The organism is Varibaculum cambriense (genome assembly GCF_032557235.1).
Taxonomy (GTDB): Bacteria; Actinomycetota; Actinomycetes; order Actinomycetales; family Actinomycetaceae; genus Varibaculum; species Varibaculum cambriense_C.
The window spans coordinates 44,518-66,503 of the sequence record NZ_JAWGMB010000001.1 but is presented as its reverse complement, the minus strand read 5'-3'; the positions used below and the strand labels follow the sequence as shown (position 1 = coordinate 66,503).

General features: G+C 52.7%; 14 protein-coding genes. 7 read left to right on the top strand and 7 right to left on the bottom strand.

Annotated elements, in window-relative coordinates; all coding sequences use genetic code 11:
* Positions 1-31 precede the first annotated feature (31 nt).
* A complete protein-coding gene (locus E6072_RS00260; RefSeq protein WP_316692994.1) occupies positions 32-2,350 on the bottom strand; it encodes a sialidase family protein in 2,319 nt (772 codons plus the stop codon).
* Between the two features lie 537 nt (positions 2,351-2,887).
* On the bottom strand, positions 2,888-3,397 hold the full coding sequence (locus tag E6072_RS00255) for a hypothetical protein (protein ID WP_316692993.1): 510 nt from the start codon (positions 3,395-3,397) through the stop codon (positions 2,888-2,890).
* A 172-nt stretch (positions 3,398-3,569) separates the two neighbouring features.
* Here E6072_RS00255 and E6072_RS00250 point away from each other — a divergent pair, with 172 nt between their 5' ends.
* From E6072_RS00250 to E6072_RS00220, 7 genes are all read left to right on the top strand, one after another.
* The gene (locus tag E6072_RS00250; protein ID WP_316690295.1) at positions 3,570-4,079 is read left to right on the top strand and encodes a peptidylprolyl isomerase; all 510 of its coding nucleotides are present in this window, start codon (positions 3,570-3,572) and stop codon (positions 4,077-4,079) included.
* A gap of 49 nt (positions 4,080-4,128) precedes the next feature.
* On the top strand, positions 4,129-4,842 hold the full coding sequence (locus E6072_RS00245) for a rhomboid family intramembrane serine protease (protein WP_316690294.1): 714 nt from the start codon (positions 4,129-4,131) through the stop codon (positions 4,840-4,842).
* 227 nt (positions 4,843-5,069) lie between these two features.
* Positions 5,070-7,544, top strand: coding sequence for an AAA family ATPase (locus tag E6072_RS00240; protein WP_307737719.1), 2,475 nt, complete (start codon positions 5,070-5,072; stop codon positions 7,542-7,544).
* Between the two features lie 172 nt (positions 7,545-7,716).
* Positions 7,717-8,484, top strand: coding sequence for a hypothetical protein (locus tag E6072_RS00235; protein WP_316692991.1), 768 nt, complete (start codon positions 7,717-7,719; stop codon positions 8,482-8,484).
* Positions 8,477-10,831, top strand: coding sequence for a hypothetical protein (locus E6072_RS00230; protein ID WP_316692990.1), 2,355 nt, complete (start codon positions 8,477-8,479; stop codon positions 10,829-10,831). Before E6072_RS00235 ends, E6072_RS00230 begins: the two co-directional genes overlap by 8 nt.
* A gap of 146 nt (positions 10,832-10,977) precedes the next feature.
* Positions 10,978-12,792: a VWA domain-containing protein gene (locus tag E6072_RS00225; RefSeq protein WP_316692988.1), complete on the top strand. Its 1,815-nt coding sequence runs from the start codon at positions 10,978-10,980 to the stop codon at positions 12,790-12,792.
* Positions 12,793-12,825: 33 nt separating this feature from the next.
* Positions 12,826-14,058, top strand: a complete 1,233-nt coding sequence (locus E6072_RS00220) for a glycoside hydrolase family 3 protein (RefSeq protein ID WP_316692987.1) — start codon at positions 12,826-12,828, stop codon at positions 14,056-14,058.
* On the opposite strand, the gene E6072_RS08835 is transcribed toward E6072_RS00220, so the two are convergent.
* The 5 genes from E6072_RS08835 to E6072_RS00200 form a co-directional block, all read right to left on the bottom strand.
* Positions 14,041-14,175 (bottom strand): IS1 family transposase, encoded by a 135-nt coding sequence (locus E6072_RS08835; protein ID WP_399334735.1) that lies wholly within the window; start codon positions 14,173-14,175, stop codon positions 14,041-14,043. The genes E6072_RS00220 and E6072_RS08835 overlap by 18 nt on opposite strands.
* A 278-nt stretch (positions 14,176-14,453) precedes the next feature.
* A complete protein-coding gene (locus E6072_RS00215) occupies positions 14,454-17,948 on the bottom strand; it encodes a bifunctional proline dehydrogenase/L-glutamate gamma-semialdehyde dehydrogenase (protein ID WP_316692986.1) in 3,495 nt (1,164 codons plus the stop codon).
* A gap of 169 nt (positions 17,949-18,117) precedes the next feature.
* Positions 18,118-19,809, bottom strand: a complete 1,692-nt coding sequence (gene putP / locus E6072_RS00210) for a sodium/proline symporter PutP (protein WP_316692985.1) — start codon at positions 19,807-19,809, stop codon at positions 18,118-18,120.
* A gap of 408 nt (positions 19,810-20,217) precedes the next feature.
* On the bottom strand, positions 20,218-20,802 hold the full coding sequence (gene ispF / locus E6072_RS00205) for a 2-C-methyl-D-erythritol 2,4-cyclodiphosphate synthase (protein ID WP_316692983.1): 585 nt from the start codon (positions 20,800-20,802) through the stop codon (positions 20,218-20,220).
* Positions 20,803-20,914: 112 nt separating this feature from the next.
* Positions 20,915-21,922: an NUDIX domain-containing protein gene (locus tag E6072_RS00200; protein WP_316692981.1), complete on the bottom strand. Its 1,008-nt coding sequence runs from the start codon at positions 21,920-21,922 to the stop codon at positions 20,915-20,917.
* Between the last annotated feature and the right edge of the window lie 64 nt (positions 21,923-21,986).

Genomic DNA, 21,986 nt, shown 5'->3' with positions numbered 1-21,986 from the left:
TTTGAAAAAGGAGCAAGAATACAAGCTACATTCAGCTGATAGTTGAATGCGATTCTGTAACCCAAGCCAGAGGAAACGATGTGAAGAAAACTCCTTGCAGTTCTCTCTCCCACAGGAGACCAATAGTTCCATCGGGCATTTGTGTCATACATTGGTATACATAGTGACGCGGGTTAAAGACTTTGTTATGCGGCCATGTTAATCCGTCATCATAGGATAGTCGCACGACCCCTCGTCCCCTGAAAGGAAGAAGTTGGGAAGCATTCGCAAACAGGATTCCCGGCTTTGAATCCTCATCGTAGACCCGAATGGCGTTCGGCTGCGAAAATATTTCAGGTATTTGTTCAACAAATGTGACTTCTCCCCAGTTTTCGCCACCGTCATCGCTTATTGCGTGAGCGACTCGACCGCGGGGATTTAGATTCCTCATCCAGACGTGGACAGTGCCGTCCTCTCCTTCTACTAGGACAGATTCGTGACAATAGGCTCGCTCATCCTCGAGATTTCGGGCAAATACTTCTTTCCCGTCAACGACCCGGCCATCGTTCGGCGATTGCCCACGGTGCCAAGTTTCTCCACCATCATCGGAATAGGCAGCTGCACACGAAAATGCCAAACCGCTCTCATGGTTGAAGTAAATCGGAACCAAGATTCGTCCCTTGTGCTTTCCAATCTGAAGCTGGATTCCATTCCCCGGAGAGGTTCCACAAAAACGCATCCACTCCTCTTTAATCTGAGGAGTCAAGTCTACAGGGGCGCTCCAGGTTTCCCCATCGTCATCACTAAAAACCATGAGTAAGTGGCATGAGGGATGTTCGAATAATGATTCGTTAGAGTCGACTCCTGGCGCTAGATAGATATTTCCAGCTGGTTCGCCCTGAACTGTCACATTTCCAAGCTTGTCTACAAGGTAGTCAGTGGATGTACCGTCTAAGTTATTAACTATTCCGTCATCCATCAGGTGATATTCGTTGCCATCACGGTCGTGTAGAATTTTAGTGCCATCTTCCGAGCATCCGGTGCCAACCTTGGCGTTCGGCTGCCCGATTCCGCCGGGAAAGTGATCGATCAGGCAGATCACGCGACCTGATGATTGATCTTGTACGAGGACGGAGTCAATAACAGAGGCTCCCAGTCTTCCACTTCCGGGGTACTGGAGTACTGTCTGAGGATCTGTCCAGGTCTTACCATTATCTAGACTACGTCGAATAACGAAATTAATGTCGTTCGGACTGTCGTTTGCGATACTTACTCGCTGGTCGGCGCCTGCGATAACCACTCCTGATTTGCAGGTGATAATTGAGGGAATGCGGTAGTTCTTAGCACCCATCAACCCCGTATCGAAGAGTGCCTGAGTTACTAAAGGGGCAACACCAGCTAGTCTTTTAACTTGATGGTCAGTTAGAACCTGCTTATAGATCTCTGCGGAGGAGACTTCTCCGAATAGCTTGGTTCCATCCAGATCCTCTCCAACTAGGACGCTTTTCAGATTTCCAATATCGTCGAAGAAAACTGCTCCTGGGGAATGAACGACTTCGTATCCATCTACGAATATCGTGGTAGCGCCCCTTCCGCTTACGAGCACGAGCTCATGCACCCTTCCATCATCCCAGTGTCCCGGCGCCGTAATTTCAGCAATAACCTCGGTATCTACCGATGCCTGGAAATAGAAACTACCCCCTTTTTCGATCCCCAGACACAGAGCTCCTTGCGTTCCCTTAGCAGCCATGATTACACCGAACTGACCTTCGCCGCGAGTGCGGAATTTTGCCCGCACGCTTCCCTTGGTAAGGCCACTAACTTTGCGCACATCCCAAGGTGATAACGCGGAGCCACCGAACTCTACAACAGAGTTTGGTGTGCATGCTATTGAAAGAGGAAATTCTGGTTCCGTTTGACCAGCCCAAACCCCGAAGTAGCTGACTTCGTGGACACCTTGAGGGTTGATTGTGATGTCCTCGATTTCAATCTGTGAAAACCATGTCGACAGGGAGATTGAGAATGCTTCGTAGCCGTCGAAGAATAGATGCATACCAGATTTGTTCGATGAAAGAGCCACCGAGTGTGTGAAACCGTCATCAATTCCGGGTACATCTTCGGCATCAATGATTCGGTGTTCGTGTCCGCTACGTACAAACCCGGTGATTTGCCCACTAGAAATATTGATTTCAATGCAGCCGTTTTTCCCATTTGCTCGGAAAATGCATCCAGGAATTGTCGTTGCTAGATTAATGTCGATAACACCGCAACAATCCTGCTTAACGAGGGTACACAGCTTACGGCTGTCTACGGGTTGTCCGTTTGTAGAGAACCTTTCTTCCAGATCCTGCGTAGCATCTTTGCGACTCATAATCTTGCCTCCTTGTATCAGTTATCGCCAGTTGCGTTAAAGTTTTATGTAATTGGTGACTGGTCATCTACTGCTATGCCCAAATTGATGCATTCTGCTGCAAAATTTCTCACCTGATTGATCGTTTACAACAGAGTTATGATGTATATCTCACGTAGTCCCTGATGGGAATAGGTGATACTACAAATCTAACTACCGGACATCGTTGTCTTCCATTCCATAAATTCCGTTGGCGGATACAGCTTACAATAAACATAGGACGTCTGACAAGTAGGTTGAAAATAATAGCTAAATAGCGGGATGTTATTAAGATTAAATAAGCTTTTTATAAATACTTAACTGGTTGTCTTATAAATAACTCAGCGCTTAGGCCTCTTCTTTATCTATGGATACCGACAACCAAACCTATGTACGCTCTAGCCATCCTTGAAACGTGGTTTAATGCCTAATCGGGTATTAAACCTGAAAATTGGTAAGACAATGCCCTCCCTGCTTTGGGCAGGGAGGGCAGCTTTATCTATTTGAATAACTTACAGGTTACTTTTCAACCTTGTCTTTGACTGCGTCAACGGCTTTGTCGGCTTTATCGGCTACGTCCTCGGCAACCTCTTTGGCCTTGTCCTGAGCCTTTTCTGCAGCTTCCTGCGGATCGAATTCGCTCACTTCTACATCCTCCCAGTATTCTTCTGCCCACGGATCGTCAACTGGTTGCGAACGCCGGTACAGTACATACCCAACGCAACCGGCTACGGCAGCTAGTACCAGGAATAGTAGGGTCTTACGCCCCCGCTTGGGTTTCGGTTTACCAAATGTTTCTGCTGATTGTTTCTTCACTTGCTTAGCAGCCTCCTTCAAAGACTTCTCGGAATGCTTCTTTACCTCATGGAACTGGTCACGCACGTTGTCTACCGCATGTTCTACACCCGGTACTAGTTCACTGCTAACTTTTTCCTGCAGATCTTGAGCGCCCTCAAGAACAATATCTTTGCCTTGATCTGCCAAACTCCGTGCCTGTTTGAGCAGCTTATGGGGGCAGCATGTCTTCATGTTCGCTCCTTTGTCTTAGGCATACCGAAGCACCCCGCTTCGGTAGCAACATCTTGTACTCTATTAGTCTAAACGTTACCGCCTAGCTTGTGGGAAGAATAGCCTCCAGATTTAGCTACTCTTCGGTAAGCTTGAGTGTCGGTAATTTGGCTTTCATGAAAGGATAAGAACTATGGAAGCAACAATTCACACTTCAAAAGGCGACATTAAAGTCGAACTATTTCCGGATAAAACGCCGATTACGGTAAACAACTTCAAAGGTCTAGCCACCGGCGAACGCGAATGGCAAAACCCGGCTACCGGACTTAAATCTAATGAACCCCTCTATGACGGGGTGATTTTCCACCGGGTGATCCAGGGATTTATGATTCAGACCGGCGATCCCCTGGGGACCGGCACCGGTGGCCCCGGTTACCGTTTCGGGGACGAGATCGTACCGGGACTGACCTTCAATGAACCCTACGTGCTGGGAATGGCCAATGCCGGTCCGGGAACCAACGGATCCCAGTTCTTCATCACCCAGGTACCCACCGAATGGCTAAACGGTAAACATACCGTATTCGGTAAAGTAACCGACCAGGCATCCCGCGACGTGGTAGATGCGATCGCCGCGGTGAGCACCGACGGACGTGACCGCCCGCTCGATGACATCACCATCGAATCCATCGACATCAGCGAATAAGCTGTGGCTTGCACCAATTCAGCGGTGGCAAAAAATATCATCGGGACAAATGACGAACTCTAAGCAGCGCGTCAATGTAATCAACGCCCTCATCATTGCCTGCGGGATTGTCTATGTGGCTTCATGGTTGGCTCCGAGCCTGGTAGAGCAGTTTCTGTTCTATCCCGCCTTGGGGTTTACTCAGCCCTGGCGGTTTTTGACCGCAGCCTTCCTACATGGAGGGATCATACATTTAGCGGCCAATATGGCGTTCTTGTACATCCTGGGTGAGCTCGCTCGCCGGGTGATGAGCAACTATCAGATCCTACTTATCTACCTGCTCTCGGCCTGGGGAGGATCGCTCGGCACTTTGGTGTGGGCACTGATTACCGGGCAGCAGCAGGCGGTAGTCGGCGCCTCCGGAGCAGTGTTGGGATTATGTGCAGGCGTGTTCGTCTATACCCGCAACCTACACGGCTCCTCCAGCGCTCTGGGTGGGTTGCTAATAATTAACCTGCTGATCGGGTTCGTCATCCCCAATGTGTCTTGGCAAGGACACTTAGGTGGCGCCCTGATAGGAGCGCTTATCGGATGGGCATTGCACCTGGTGGCCGTGATCTCCGGCAGGCGAGGACGGAAAAAACTGGGGACAGGCCTGCCGGACCTGGTGGATCGCCAACGCGCCACCGCCACCGTTAAACGCACCCAAATAATTGGAAACCTGCTGGTAACCGTACTCTCAGTGGTGCTATTGCTGGCAGCAACCCTGGCCTGCTATATCTGAGAAAAACCATCCAGCCCCGCTCTGGGCGAAGCCCAAAGATTCGAAAGGTGGTTGGTTCCCTGAACCCGGTAGATGCCGCTTTTGCTCGCCGCGCCGTCCTCGTCCCCTTAAAAAATAACCTTAGCCGGTAGTGAAACCAGGTGAGGGCACGGGTAAAAAACTAATAATGTACATAGTGGAGTCAATTCCCTAACCGAAAGAATCCTCTCCAAAGGTCAAGGAGTAAAATGTTCGAACGCTTTACAGATCGGGCGCGCCGGGTAGTGGTGCTGGCGCAAGATGAGGCACGCAGCCTGGAGCACAACTATATCGGTACCGAACATATCCTCTTGGGGCTGATTCGGGAAGGCGAAGGCGTAGCCGCGAAAGCATTGGAAATGGCGAACATTTCCCTCGAGGGCGTGCGCGATCAAGTCATTGAGATCATCGGCAAAGGTGAGAACGATTCGAAAGACCATATCCCCTTTACTCCCCGTGCCAAGAAAGTCTTAGAACTGTCGATGCGGGAAGCCCTGCAGCTGGGGCACAACTATATTGGCACCGAACATATCCTCTTGGGGCTAATCCGCGAAGGCGAGGGAGTCGCCAACCAGGTGCTCACCAACCTGGGCGCTGACCTGGGAAGTATTCGCCAAAACGTGATTCACCTGCTTTCCGGATACCCGGGAGCGGGGCAAAATGAAGCGGGCGGCGAAACCGTGGGGGTGGGTACCGGCACCCAGAAGCCGCAAAAGTCAGGTTCAGCCATCCTCGACCAGTTTGGACGGAACCTATCGGAGGCGGCACGGGAAAACAAACTAGACCCGGTGATCGGACGCGTAAACGAGATGGAAAGGGTCATGCAGATCCTTTCCCGGCGCACCAAAAACAACCCGGTGCTGATCGGGGAACCCGGGGTGGGTAAAACCGCGGTAGTAGAGGGACTTGCGCAAGCAATTGTGCGCGGAGATGTCCCCGAAACCCTGAAAGATAAGCATATATATTCCCTGGACATGGGTTCTCTGATTGCAGGATCGCGTTACCGCGGCGACTTCGAGGAACGTCTGAAGAAAGTTCTGAAAGAAATCCGCACCCGCGGAGACATTATTCTATTCATCGACGAGATCCACACCCTGGTGGGGGCGGGAGCCGCCGAGGGTGCGATCGATGCCGCCTCCATCCTTAAACCGATGCTGGCGCGCGGTGAACTGCAGACCATTGGGGCTACCACCACCGAGGAATACCGTAAATATATTGAAAAAGATGCGGCCTTGGAACGGCGCTTCCAACCGGTGCAGGTAGAACAGCCCAGCGTGGAGGACACAGTAAAGATTCTGACTGGTTTGCGTGACCGCTACGAGGCACACCACCGGGTAATCATTACCGATGATGCGATTCGGGCGGCGGCGTCCCTGTCTGACCGTTATATTTCGGATCGCTACCTGCCCGATAAGGCCATCGATTTGATTGACGAGGCCGGGGCGCGTCTGCGGATTCACCGCATGACCGCGCCTCCGGAGATTCGGGAAATGGATGAAAAAATCAATGAGGCGCGCCGAGATAAAGAAGCCGCTATCGATGCCCAAGATTTCGAAAAGGCCGCGCGCCTACGTGATGAGGAAAAACAGTTAGGTGAAAAACGCGCCCAGCTGGAGGCGGACTGGAAGTCCGGGGAGGGCGACCGAATCGGCACGGTGGATGAAGATGCCATCGCGGAAATTTTGGCAATGTCCACCGGCATCCCGGTGTTTAAGCTGACTGAAAAGGAAAGCGCGAAACTGCTGCATATGGAAGATGAGCTGCACAAGCGGGTTATCGGCCAAAACGAGGCGGTCAGTGCCCTATCGAAATCTATTCGCAGGACGCGTGCAGGTCTAAAAGACCCGAATCGTCCCGGCGGCTCCTTCATCTTTGCCGGCCCCACCGGGGTAGGTAAAACCGAGTTGGCAAAGACTTTGGCCGAGTTCCTGTTCGGTGACGAGTCGGCGCTAATCCAGCTGGATATGTCGGAATTCGGGGAAAAACATACTTCTTCTCGTCTGTTCGGGGCGCCTCCCGGATATGTCGGCTATGACGAGGGCGGACAGCTGACCGAAAAGGTACGCCGCAAGCCCTTCTCAGTGGTGCTCTTTGACGAGATCGAAAAAGCCCACGCCGATATTTTCAACACTCTCTTGCAGGTGCTAGAAGACGGGCGGCTGACCGACTCGCAGGGGCGGATGGTTGATTTCAAGAACACCGTAATCATCATGACCACCAACCTGGGCACCCGCGAAATCAATAAAGGGGTACAAACCGGTTTCCAGGTCGATAATGACCAGGTCGGTTCTTATCAGCGGATGAAGAATCGGGTTCAGGAAGAGCTCAAGCAGCAGTTCCGTCCGGAGTTCCTCAACCGGGTAGATGAAGTAATCGTGTTCCCGCAACTCGGAATGGAAGAAATCCGCGAGATTGTGGACTTGATGATCACTAAACTGCAAGAACGCACCCAAGAGCAAGATATGACTCTAAAGCTCACCGATGCTGCTCGCGAAGAACTAGCCACTCGCGGTTTCGATCCCGTACTGGGGGCGCGTCCTTTGCGGCGGACTATCCAGCGCGACATCGAGGACGCCCTCAGCGAAAAGATTCTTTTCGGAGACATCGAGCCGGGCCAAGAAATCGTGGTTGATGTACGCGAGGGCGAGGACGGGGAAAAGGAATTTACCTTTAACGGCAAGTAATCCTCGTACGCAGCTAGCCTCTGCGGGCATTCTCTTGCCCGGCGACGCCGCTAGCCTCTAGCTTAGGGCAGTCTTTTAACTGATCATCTGCTCCCGGGTTAAAAGATCCTTCCAGCACCTCCGCTGCTTATAATCTCGCTATAATCTAGAGGTGAGAGCGTAAGGAGGATACGTGAGTGCAGTAGCGGAGGGAAAGGCCGGGTTACGACCTGAGATGACTCATGCTGCTGATGAGACTTCGTCCTTGCAAATTAAATCTTCAGACCATGCTGCTACAGATAGCGCTCACCGGGAAGCCTCTATAGGGCAGCCGATACTGTTCCTGGATGTAGATGGACCTTTAAACCTGTGGGGGAGGGCAAATCGGCGTATCCTTAATCCGCTGCTGCGTGCTCACTTGGTACATCTACAACCAGATAATTCCTTTAATGTTAACGTGGTGCTTTCCCGCCTTCTGGGTCTGCGCCTGCGCGAACTCGGCAAATATTTCGAAGTGCGGTGGGCGACCTCCTGGAATCAGTGGGCTAATCAGCATCTTTCCCCACTGCTGGGTATTTCGAAGGATCTTCCCTGGGTGCGCTGCCCTAACGGTGACCCGCGGGCAAAATTTCCCGAAGTTATGGCTGCTGCCGGAAACGCCAGTTTTGCCTGGGTAGATGATTATTTAACCGAGGAAGTAGCCCAACAAACTCGTAAGAAATTACGCTCGCCACAGTGCGCTCTTTTGGTTTCGCCCCATATTATGTGCGGGATAGATCGCGAAGTTGCCCACCTGCTAAAATGGTTTTCGCAGATACCGCAAACGGAGCGGGAACCAGGCAGACGCGAGGCGCGGAAAGCGGCTAGCCTTCTAAGTTCAGGGCGAGTTTCCGCCCGGCTGGTTACTCCCTCAATGGTGATGTGTTTATGTTTGCGAAAGGGGGCAAAGCGCTATGGCTAAACTGACGGTAGTGAAAGTGGCGAAGCGTTGCCTGGAAATATCAAAACAGTTAAACCCCCAACTTGACGATCCTCGTTTACAGGATCTGCGCGTCAGTATCGAGCAGGCACGCCGCGCGATTAAGGAAGGGCAGTTACCACGTTGGCAGGTAAAACGACTGGTAGATACAGTCGCTTTGACGGCAATGCTCACGGGTAATGCTGAACTCGCGGAACAAGTTTTTGGGTTGTGGATGAAATCCGGGCAGTCGATCTCCCAAAACCCGGCATCTTTGGTATTAGAACCACTCCCGGATTTAGGAAAAAAATCCTCAGGTGAAAGAAAAACGAAAATGCGGCCAGCACCCGCGCCGCCACGGGAAGCGTCCTCACCAGCACCAAATCTAAAAACAGCCCCCGACTCTTCCCGCCCGGTGGTACCCAAAGAACCCGAACCTGCGCCAGCACCAATAGTTTCCAGTCGTCCCGCAGTTTCAGCTGTTCACCCCCAAGATAGTTTTGACAGTCCCGAAAGGACATCACCACATACTAACCCGGGGCAACCTGCTGCGGAGGTGGCTGCAAAAGATGTCGATAACCCCCAAAGCTTAGGGATGGGGCTAGCCGCTATGGTCTCGGCAGCTTACGCGGCGGAAAACGATAGAGCTCAAAACCCTGCGGATAGTGCCGAGGTGAGGCAAGCACCCAGCACAAACCCGGCGCCGCCGCCTCTGGAAGCAGAATCAGATTCTCATCAGATAAATCCAGAGGCAGTCGTAACCACACCAGTTCCTGCGGTTTCTGCTAACACGGAATGGAGCGCTTCGCGCGGACAAATACCCTGGTTACCCGTCCAGAGCCCGGCTAGCGAACCGGATCAGCGAGGGGAAGTCCAACCGGCTCCCGCCGAGAGTTCTGCGGCGGACTCATCCCAAGTAAAACCGGAAACCAGCCCGGTCAATGTTTTGGCTCCGGGCAGCGAGTTTCCTCCGCGCCGCTCCCTGGTACGCCAAGATCTTTCCTCACCGCGTCCCACCCTTGCCAGCACCCAGATACGACCGGCGCCTGCTCCGCCCTCTGATCAGCCCTTGCCAAGTGCAGCGCCTCCAAAGCCAGCGGCGCTACCACAGCCGGCATCGATTATGCCCCTAGATTCCCCAGCCTCACCGGTACCAAATCCAACTACTTCCACGGAAACCCCGCCCGCGATACCGATGTCTTCGCCAGCTGCGTTGGCTCAGGAATTGACTGCGCAACCACAAACTGAATCCCGGGATGGTAACGCGACGATTACCCCACTTGCAGCTGCCCAGCCGCCGGAAGTGCTCCCTGCTGCTCCCGCTCCGGCAAGTCCTGAACCGGCAAGTCCTGAACCGGCACCGACAGGAACGCCGGCAGCTGCCCCAACTGAAGTGGCTGCGGCGCAGGCAGCACCTCTTGATGATGCTGCTATCTGGGATTATTTCCAAAAGATGGGTTTTGATTCCAAACTCAATATGAGTTTCGAAGAGTTCGTGGCACGCAAGAACCATACTGTGACCAGTAGCGCTGGAACTGGCAGTAACATAGCAGCGCATTCGGCAACGCAACCAGGGGCTCCTCGTTCGGCTTTTGCAGAAGTGCCGGATGAAATGCCAGCTAGCCTGCTATCTTCACAGTCAGAATCCTCAGTATCAGCCCTATCACCAGCAGAATCGGCTCTGCGACGAGCGGCCCAAAGTCCGCTGGCGCCCTCCCGGGTACCTCCCGCCGCCCCCCATAAGCCCCGGGAAATATTAGCCGATGCCGACCGTCAACCTTCAACCAGGCTAATCACTATTCGGGTACGCGGATATTTTGACTATCAACCCCGTTTTACTCGTCCGAAACAGCGCCTCGATGAACCAGCAGTGGCTGGCTCTACCACCTCTTTCGCTAAAAGTATTATTAGTGCCGAGGGGCCGATGCCCCTGGACTTTTTGGCGCGTCGCTTGTGTCAGAAGTACCGGATTGAATATCACGATCAGCGACCGGAGGAAATTAGCCGTTGCCTCGGCCCGGGTTTACGCCTGGTATCAGAGCCCGGAATGCGCACTGTTTGGCCAGCTCAGGTCGATCCTCTCAGCTGGAATACTGCCCTGCAATCTCCAATTGGATTACCCCGTAAACTGGAGTCGCTGACCTTAACTGAGGTAGCTAACGCCTTGCGGTGGCAGATTTCTCGTACTAACAGCATGGAGCGAACCGTGATTATAGGCGAAGCCTTTAAACTGCTTTACGGTATTTCTCCGTTAACTGCGCCAGCTAGACAGTTAGCGGATAGAGCTATTTCCTATGGGATAGCCAATAATCTATTGGAAGCCGGAGACGGCACCCTGTGGCTGCCTTAATTGCTGTCTGAAAACTAATACGGGTAACTATTATTCGGATCAAAACCGCTAGGGCATAAACATGGCTTGACCCACCGGGTTTATACTAATAGTCGTTGGATTTATGGTTAAGTCCAAGAAACTCCCCATTTTAAGGAATACGTAAGATGGCTTTTTGTTCGCAATGTGGCAATGACAATCCTGACGCGGCAGCATTTTGTAGTAAATGTGGTACTCGTCTTGAAGCAGCTAACCCTGCTGCAGAAGCTAACACCGGACAGGAATCTCAGTCGCAAGCGACTAACGCCTCTGCAGCCTCGCAAAATCAGCCTCATCCCGATAGCGCTTACCCCGGTTCCAGCGCCTATCCCGGGCAGTACCCACCCGTCTCCTCACCCTATCCGGGACAGTCCAGTCCGGGATACTCGGCTGCGGGTGCGGCCTCGCCTGGATACCCCTATCCCGGGGGATACCCCTATCAGATGCCTCCTGCAGGCGGATACGCCGCTCCCGTGGCAAACGCTGCCACGTCCTCGAATAAGAAAAATCGGGGTCTAATCATCGCCCTGTCCAGTGCCCTGGCAATAGTGTTAGTGCTAACCATCATCGGGGGCTGGTTTTACTACTCGAACTATGCCTCGCAGCTTTCCGGCACCACAGCCGACTATGATGCTTTGCGCACCGAGCTAATGGAAAACCATGCCAACTATGATTTAGAAATCGTAAGTACCGATGTCTCTCAATATCCGACGGTGCGGCTGTACTTGTCGTTAACAGACAGTGATCAGCAAGAACTTACCCTGAAATCCCCCACTGGGGCGATTAAAGAAAAAATAGCTGGTGGAAGCGAAATAAAACGCGCAATAAAGAAAATAGAGAGGATAAAAGACAACCAGGGTGTAGGTTTTGAGGTGCTCTTAGATAAGTCGGCTTCTATGTCGGAAGATTTAGGAGAAATGCAAAACGCCATGCGTAACTTTGTAAACAATCTCGACTATAAAGTGGGCGATAAAGCGGAGCTAATGGCGTTCGATACCTACCTGATGTATATGTCCACGCTAACCGGAGAAAAGAATCGGTTATTAACCGGGATCTCAAATATCACTGCCGATGGCGATACGGCTTTATACGACGCTTTATACGAGGGCGTAGCAAATGCGGGGAACCGGACGGGATCTAACTGTGTGATCGCCTTTACCGACGGAATCGAGAACTCTAGCTCCCACACCTTGGATGAAGTAATCAGCTTGGCCACTGAAAAGGCGGTGCCAATCTACTTGATCGGTAGCTCCGAATCTGATCTAGGCACTTTGCAACAAATCGCGGATGAAACTAAAGGCTATCTGTGGGATATTAGTTCGATTTCCGATATGGCCGAAGTCCTGGAAAAGATTAACTCTCGGCAGAAAAATCTTTACACCATCGAATACACTTCCGACGCTAAGGCAGACGCTTATGCAGAACGGACTATTTCGGCACTGATTGGTGATGCTGATGATTTCAAGGTGGGAGCTATTAAAGACGGGTTTTCCTTTACTCCGGTTAAACGTACAGGCGTGGAGAAGCACAAGAGCCGCTACGAGGCATTTAGAGAAGATAAGACCTGGTCCGAGGCCAATAATATTTGTATGGCAAAGGGCGGGCATTTGGTAACGATCACCAGCCAACAAGAAGAACAACAGGTGATTTCGTTAGTTGAATCTAAAGGAATCGAGTTCTCCTGGATGGGTGGATACACTTCCGAAAGAGATAATGGCGTTTTTGCCCACTGGGTGACTGGCGAAGAATGGTCATATCAGAACTGGTTCCCTGGCGAACCCTCACATACTGATTTAGACGGGGCACCGGAGTTCTATCTGCTGTTGTGGAAGATTAGAGGTCAGTGGTCGTGGAACGACGAACGTGACAATATGTTTGCTGCTCCCGATGCCGGAGCCAGGATCAGCGGGAAAGCCGGTTACGTTTGCGAGTACGAACAGTAGAAATCGCGGATAACGATGATAAAAAGAAAATCAGTGTTTAATAATAGTTTTATAAAAAAGTGGCGCCTGGTAGTGGCGGCAATCCTAGTGACGTTTACCTTGGGAACGGTAAGTGCTTGTAGCAGCGCCACTGATGCCCCGAAAGCGAAGCCGGAAAAATCTACTCCCGGCGCTACCGCTAACACCCAAGCGGAAAATACCAGTCTGGATCCCGCTGCATCCTTGGTAGCAAAAATGTCTTTAGAAGATAAAGTTGCCCAGATGTTTATGGTGACTCCGGAAGCGCTCTCCAAGTTCAATGGGAGCGTAGTGGCTTCGGGGGAACAAACTAAACAGGCGTTTGCGAAGCTACCAGTGGGGGGAGTTATTTATAACTCTGCGAATCTGCAATCGCCGGAGCAAGTAAAAACCATGCTCGCTAACCTACAAAAATACAGTAAAGATCGGGTCGGGGTTCCTGTCTTTATGGCGGTTGATGAGGAGGGCGGCACGGTCGCTCGGGTCAGCGGCTCCAAGAGCATGGGGATTAAACCCTATCCGAATATGAGTGAGGTGGGTGCTGGCAAAGATAGTAATCGCGCCCTCCAAATTGGTACTGAAATGGGTAAATATCTTGCTGACCTCGGGTTTAATATCGATTTTGCCCCCGATGCCGATGTGTTGACGAATCCGCAAAATGATTTGCTTAAATATCGCGCGTTCGGCAGTGATCCCCAGACGGTTACCACTATGACAGCTGCTTTTACTAAGGGTTTGCAGACCAGTGGGGTACTCGCCACCTATAAGCATTTTCCTGGTCACGGCTCTACCAGTGCAGACTCCCATAAAGGGATCACCGTTTCGCAACAGGATGCGACCGGGTTGGAACAGGTGGATTTAGTGCCTTTTAAAGATGCGGTTGCTAAAGACGTAAAGCTAATTATGGTTAGCCACGTTTGTTTTCCGAAAGCTTTTGGAGATAACACTCCTGCCAGCCTGTCAAAAAAGGTGGTGACTGGCTGGGCGCGAGAAAAGCTACAGTATCAAGGAATTTTGATCACCGATGCCATGAGTATGGGGGCGATTAGCGATAACTATCAGCCGGCAGAGGCCGCGGTTAAAGCAATCCAGGCAGGGATTGATATTGTGCTCGATCCTAAAGACTTTGATGCCGCCTACCAGGGGGTTCTGGCAGCGGTGAAATCCGGGAAAATCAGCCAGGAGCAGGTAAACCAGTCCGTGACTAGAATCGTAGCCACCAAGTTGCAATTAAAAGCTACCAAGTGACCTGCAAGAGCATTTAGCGCAGCGGTAACGCTGAAGTCCTTTGCTGGTTGTGCCATTCCTTTTAACACCCGCCCCGCCGCAGGTAGGACACTTTTTTCTGTTTGATTTACGACCCATAAATCAAACAAAAGCAGACCCGTGCACCAAAAATACGGAAAGTCAACGACCTGTAGAAAATAAGCCCAAAAAGCTAACCAAACCCCAAATTACAAGGCACCACTACCAGCCGGTAGTATAAAACTGTCCAAAAAACAATCCGCACCCCCAAATGGGCATTAGCCCCGATTACCGACCCGCGGTAGCCCGCAAAACCTGCGGAGAATACTTTGCGGGGGTTGGGAAATATTTCCCAACCCCCGCAAGGCATTTATTTAGTTATGGAACTAACGCAGCGCCTAGATTTTCACCTGCTCCGAAAGGGGAGTGTGATTACCGAAGCGGTGGTTAGTGAAGGCTACTGCCTGCTCGCGAACAAATGGGATCATTTCTACTCGTCCACAAGCAGTCACCGGATGCGACCAGACCGCCACATTCACATTTCCGTTAACTGCTTCATTGACTGCCTTAACATCTCCACCAATCAGACGAATCCGTGCGTCCAGACCGGCACCGGCAGCCCAGGCGGGCAGCCGGTCACGGAAGGACTGATCGGACTCGACCTCGTAATCAATGTGCTGTACTCGCAGGTACTGGAGCAGCGCGGAGTCCGGTTCTTGCGGCATCGATACCGAGACTTGAGAACCAGCGGCGCGACCGGCTGCTGCCAGCATTAACACCTGAGAGGCGTCCTCGCCCTCGGATAGACGAATCAAGACCGGCAGTGGGCGGTAGCGCAGCACGTTACGTTCAACCCGCAGATCCGAGGGGTCATGCCCAATGCCAAACTCGCTGTCTAGAGCCTGCTGTGAAGAACGCAGCGAGGCCATTACGAACTCTTTATTGGAATCCAAAGAGCGCGCTACTTTCGCGGCTTCAACCAAGGCACGGTTGCGCAGCTCCACGTCCTCGTTTTCCGGAATCCCGTCGGCTTCCCATTCGCCCAAACCAAACAGATAGGACGGGCCGCCAGCTTTCGTACCTGCCCCAATAGCAGAGTTCTTCCAACCGCCGAAGGGCTGACGGCGCACAATCGCGCCGGTGATACCGCGGTTGACGTAAACGTTACCGGCCTGTACGCGCTCTAGCCACAGGTTGATTTCATCGGCATCCAAAGAGTGCAAACCAGCGGTCAAACCGTAGTCGGTAGCGTTTTGGATCTCGATAGCTTCTTCTAAGGTGTCGCAGCGGATAATGCCCAGAATCGGGCCGAAGTATTCGGTCAGGTGGTATTCACTGCCCGGTTGTACCCCAGCGCGAATACCCGGAGTCCACAGCTTCCCGGATTCATCAAGTTGCTTGGGCTTGAGCGCCCAATGCTCTCCCGGTCCCAAGGTGGTTAGGCCGCGCAGCAGCTTCCCCTTTGCCGGTGCACATAGCGAACCGGTTTGGCTGGAAGGATTGGAGGGGTAGTCCACCACCAGGGAACGTACACCGTCAAGTAACTGACGATGAACCCTTTCGGAGTACCCAACGGAACCGACCAGGATGGCCAGGGAAGAAGCGGAGCACTTTTGCCCACAGTGGCTAAACGCCGAGTTAATAATATCTTTGACCGCCAGGTCTAGATCCGCCGAGGGGGTGACAATAATAGCGTTCTTACCAGAGGTTTCCGCCAAGAGCCCCATATTGTTGTCCCAGGAACGGAACATCTTGGCGGTGTCGATTGAACCCGTCAAGATCACGCGATCTACCCGTTCATCAGCCATCAGGTTCTTGCCGAGTTCCCGGTTGCCTAGCTGGACAAACTGTAGAACCTCACGCGGAACCCCTGCTTCCCACATAATCTGGGCTAGCAGTGCGCCAGTGCGGGCAGATTCCTTGGCCGGTTTGAAGATCACTGCCGAACCTGCTGCCAACGCCGAAACGGTCGAACCAGTAGGAATAGCGATCGGGAAGTTCCAGGGTGGGGTGGAAACCGTTACCCGTGCCGGCTGGAACTTAGCGCCCGCTTGCTGTTCTAGCTCCAGGCACTGCTGCGCGTAGTAATGGCAGAAGTCCACGGCCTCCGATACCTCGATATCGCCGCCATCGAGGGCTTTGCCGCATTCGGCAGCTGCAATTTCCATGAGCTCTGCACGGTGTTGGCTGAGTCCGATGCCTACGCGGTGAATAATCTCGCTGCGTTCCTTAGCGGGACGCGCTGCCCACACTTCGGCGGCCGCAGCTGCTCCAGCCAACATTTGATCAAGCACCTTAGCATCGGAAACGGTAGCTTCCTCAACCTCTTTAATCCCAATCTGGCAATCGGGAATCGCCTTAACGATCTGGCGTGACCATTCGATATTTTCCGGTAGTGAAGGATCAGAGTCCGGAGTGTTCTCGAAAGTCCACTCCCCATCCTTTTGTACGAAAGATTTAATATCTTCAGCCGTCTCGGTGAGACGATTTTGCTGGCGTACCGGGCCGACCTCGACGTCGTAGACCCGCTCTAAGGCGCGCCTAAAACGCTGCTCTTCCTTGTGGAGCACATTCGCGTCATCCAGATCAAAAATATCAGACATGAAGTTCTGATCCAGCGAGTTTTCTTCCAGCCGCCGCACCAGATAGGCAATGGCCACGTCGTATTCTTCCGGATTAACTACCGGCACGTAGAACAGGAGGTGACCGGTGTCCTCGGCTACTGCCTTGGACTGGGGAGAAGCCATTCCAGTCAGCATCTCGAACTCTACGCCCCCGGATTCTAGTACCCCGCGCTCATGGGCCAGCTCGTAGGCAAAGCCCACGGTGAACAGGTTCATTCCGGCCACGCCGATCTTAATATTACGAGTGTGCTCCTTAGTCAGGGCGTAGTCCAACACCTTCATATAGTTAGAGTCGGTGTCTTGCTTGCTCTTTTGGGTAGTGAGTTTCCAGCCACGCTCACGAGAATCAACGGTTTCCATCGACAGGTTCGCGCCCTTAACTACGCGAACTTTGATCCGTCCGCCCCCATTGGCTACGCGCTGCGCTGCCCATTCTTGCAAGTTCTTCATTGCGGGGAGGGCGTCGGGCAGGTAAGCCTGTAACACGATGCCGGCTTCCAGCTTTTCTAGACCGGGGGTCTCCAGAATCTTCTTGAATACATCAATGGTCATATGGAGGTCTTTGTATTCTTCCATATCCAGGTTGATGAACTTCTTTGGTTCATAGGAGTTGGCGCGACGATATAGCGGCAGGAGAGCGTTTACGGCTCGATCGACCACGTGATCATATGCCCAAGGATTGTGAGGGCCGGTGACTGCAGATACCTTCAAAGATACGTATTCCACATCTGGACGTTCCAGCAGCGCCATGGTGTCGGTGAGCCGCTTATTAGCCTCTTCATCACCCAGGATGGCTTCACCCAGCAGGTTCATATTGAGCCGCATTCCGCCTTGCTTTAACCGCTCAATCGCCGGTCCTAGTTTGGCGTCAGATACGTCCAGAACCAGATCCCCGACTAGTTTCGCGAACACAGTGCGGGTAATGGGAATAACCATTTTAGGTAGCAGCGGAGCCATTGCACCGCCCACCTTAAAGGGTAAACGCAGGTACCAGGGCAGGAAGCTCACGGAAGAGGACGAGAGACGGTTTAGCTCCTCGGCGGCGACTTTAATGTCCTCGGGGCGAATAACCCCGTCAACAAAGGCAACGGTGAAGTCTAGACCTGCTTGATCTTCGAGCACCTGGGACAAGAGTTTGGCTGCCCGATCTTCCGGGTATTTCTCAGACTCTCGTACCCATTTTTGGGCACGAGCAACCGCCAAATCCGCTAAGTGACGGCAGTCGCCGGTTTCCCCACCAACTTTGGGGGGAGCCACGCTTTCTGACATTTGTTTGCGTCCTTTCTTAGGAAACTGTTAATAGGTATCGATCGCACCTAAGGTGTAGAGAGCCGAGCTGTATGGTAGCTCGACCCTCTACGCACTTATATGTTCAAGGTAACACTAGATGCGGGGGAGTGTACCCTGATTTGGGGGACTTTTTTCCTAGACCCCACTTTTATTTGCTGGACATGTCGGTAGTCGGCGATTCCTCCCTCGCTACCTGGGCAAACGGAACGGTAGTAATAGGAGTTACGGAGCGACCTTTCAGAGCCGAATTGATTTCATCTTGTGAAGCGTTAGCGAGCTTGACCGATAGATCGAACTCTTCATCGATTTCGGCATTCGGTTTGTAGGTGGCGCGGGAAACCAACCAAGATACCAGGAGGTTCAGCAAGAACCCGGGCAGTATCTCGTATACCTGGAAAATCATCGGTAAGGTATCGGGCAGGTTGCCCCAGATTCCTACGGTGATAGCACCCACGGCCATACCGGCTGCCGCACCCTGCCAGGTGTATTTACGCCAGTAGAGGCTGAGCACGATCACCGGGCCGAAAGCTGCGCCGAATCCCGCCCAGGCGAAGGCTACCAGTCCCAGGATCGAGTCAGTACGGAACCAGGCAAAGAAAGCGGCGATAACCGAAATCGCTAACACCACGATCCGGCCAGCGTTTATCCCTTGGGCGCCCAGCAAACGGCGCTTCTTGATGCCCCGGTAGATATCTTCTACTACTGCCGAGGAGGTCACCAGCAGCTGCGAAGAAACGGTAGACATGATGGCGGCCAAAATAGCAGCCAGCATGAAACCGGCTAGTACCGAGGGGAAGAGCTGTTGACCCATCACCAGGTAGATACTTTCTTGCGGATTCTGTTTCACCAGCGCCAAGGCTTCTTTGATTCCGGCGAGGCCGTTTTCGGACAGGGCACGCCCGATGAGGGCGGTCAAAGTTGCTCCCAACACGCACAGGAACATCCAGCCGATACCCAGGCGGCGAGCCGAAGTTGCTTCCTTGGGGGAGCGTAGTGCCATGTAGCGTACGATCACATGGGGCATACCTACATAACCCAGACCCCAGGCCAAGCCGTTAAGGATCGACAGTTTACCGGCCGCTCCATCACCTACTATGGAGAACATGTGACCGTCTAAGCCGTTTAGAGTATCGGTCATTACTCCGAAGCCACCCAGGGCAACCACCCCGAAGACTGGTACTAGCAACAGGGCGATTAGCATCATAATGCCCTGTACCATATCGGTCCAGGAGACAGCTAGGAACCCGCCTACCAAGGTGTAGAGAATGACTACGCCGGCTACTACCACCATGCCTACGTGGTAGTTGACATGGAAAATAGATTCGAAGAACACCCCTCCGGACACCATGCCGCTGGCTACGTAGATGGTGAAGAAGAAAAGAATAATAATCCCGGCTACCAGCTGGATAATAAACTTATCGTCCTTTAGCCGCGCTGACATAAAGGAAGGTACGGTAATCGAGTCTCCCGCTATTTGCGAATAGGAACGCAAACGGGGAGCTACCCATTTCCAAGCACACCAGGAGCCAATCAGCAAGCCGATAGCAATCCAAGATTCAACTAAACCGGTTAAATAAAGTGCCCCGGGCAGTCCCATCATTAGCCAACCTGACATATCTGCGGCTCCCGCAGAGAGTGCGGCGACTAGGGGAGGTAGGGAGCGGCCACCAACCATGAAGTCATCCATGGTTTGGGTGCGGGTGTAACCATAGATACCAATCAGAATCATGGCTACGAAATAGATAACCATTGCAATGGCGATACCGCTGGTGCTTCCGCTGCTAATAAAATCTGCCGCACCGACGGTGGGCATCAGTAATGTTGAGAATGTAGTTATCATTTGCTCTCCATTGGGGTTAATGCCGATACTTTCGACTTCGAAACATATTATCTTGCTGTCAAGCAAATCACAATATCCCCCGGGACTTTAGGTATGTGAGAGCTAGAGATCCTTTTTGCTGTATTTGGGGTAAAAGGCCAGGAAAAACCAGGTTTTAAGCACGTATTTTTTAAGTATTATTTTCTAAAAAAATCTAGGCCTTAAGGCCTGTATTGCTATGATGCAGCTCACGTAAAACCGAAAAAACTGGCTTAAAAAAAGCTTGGAAAGACAAAATTGGCCGAGCATGTTTTTACTAACATGCTTGTTTCTTTACCTTTGGAAAAGAGTTATTTTCACCAACCCGGGAGCGCAGAAATAGTGACAGCTTGCCCAGAGAGGGTAAGAGTATTTCTCAGATCCCGGCTTTCAGTTCAAGTTACTTAGGGGATAAACCAGCGCGGTAGCTATGGCCGCCGCTCCCTCCCCACGGCCAGTGAAGCCCAATTTGTCCGAGGTAGTCGCAGAAATCGACACCGGTGCCCCTACCGCTTCCTCCAGTACGGCGCGTGCCTGCTCATAACGTTGCCCCATCCGAGGGCGGTTAGCGATCACCTGGACCGCGGCGTTTCCCAGTCCCCACCCGGCCTGATGAATAATCTCCATAGTTGCTGCCAGGAGCTGGGTGCCGCTGGCACCTTTCCATTCGGGACGGTCAGTACCAAAATGGGTACCCAGATCCCCTTGACCAGCAGCTGATAGAATCGCGTCACACAGAGCATGAGCAGCAACATCGGCATCTGAATGTCCCTTGAGCGGGGGTTCTCCTGGCCAAGAAAGTCCGGCAACCATGCAGGGACGAGCAGCCGAGCTGGGGTCTTTCGGGTCGGCAAAAGCGTGAACGTCGCTACCAATGCCCACCCGCGGTAGTAGGCAGGGAACGGAATTATTATCCGTACTCGGGGGATTACTAGCCGAAAAATCCGGGCGGCCTAAGGTGTGGGAATTGTTCATGCCCCCAGTTTAGCGACCGTGGTTCCCTCGCGAGTCAAGGTCGCCTGGTCGTAATAAAGCCCGATCGCATCCTCAAGGCATGGGGACACTAAAATATCGCCCCGGTAAAACTCTAGGGGTCTAGGCGAAATACCTCCAGGTCAACAACTCTCGGCTCCGGGTAATCTGCCATATGTACGATCAGCATTCCCGCGGTTTTTAAATAGGGGTCATCCTGGGGCATCAACCTGCCTAGATGGTTAGGGGTAAGCGGTGCTAGCTCCCCGATAATCCCCGGAATCGTGGGACGATGGACGCAAATTGCCAGGGGAGCTGCCGGCTGACCTAGCTGACTTTCCGAAAGCAATCCCCGGATTACCCCTCGCATCTGCGCGGGATCTTCCCGATAGGCGTCCTCGGTAAAGGAAGCTTCCGTTCTTAAGGGAGTGCCCGACAAGGTGGCATAAGGGGCGACCGTGGCCACGCAGCGGCGCCACGGCGAAGTGATTATCTGATTAATACCAAAGGCAGAAAGTGCGGGAACCAGGCGTAACACTTGCGCGGAGCCGCGCCGCGAAAGCGGCCGGGTCATTTCGGTACCCTCCCAATAGGAGCGTTTAGTGGCTTTAGCATGCCGGAGCACCGCCAGTGTCCGAGTGCTCAAAGTACGTTCCGCCAGTCGGGTGAGCAATTCTTCTAGTAGGCGTCGATCCCCGCGGCGAGTCAGCAGGCGCATTGCTTTGCGCGCACCCACCCATTGTGACTTATCAATTTCCTTGCTCGGAGCGGGGGGAGCTAGAGGGCGTGCCCGCAAGGTTTCCGCGGGAACATCTGGAAATCCGACCCAGTAATAAACTTCTTTGGTCACTCCCGATCCCAGTCGATAGCGCTGCACGGTAAGCGGCGCTCCTAGGCGAATCGGAACTTCAGTTTCCTCTTCGACTTCCCGTACCGCGGTTGCAGGCAGGGATTCACCGCTTTCCCGTTTACCCTTTGGCCAAGACCAGTCATCATAGCGGGGACGATGTACAATCAGCACCTCGATATCCTGGCGCTTAGCGGGGAGGGAGGTGCCAGCAATTGGGTTGGCTCCCTCTCGCAGACGCCACACTAGTGCGCCTGCAGATCGTACTATCCGCATATGTGGTGGCTTAGGTCGAGCCGTCATGGTAGCAACTTGCCTTTCTCGTAATCTGTCTCCATTG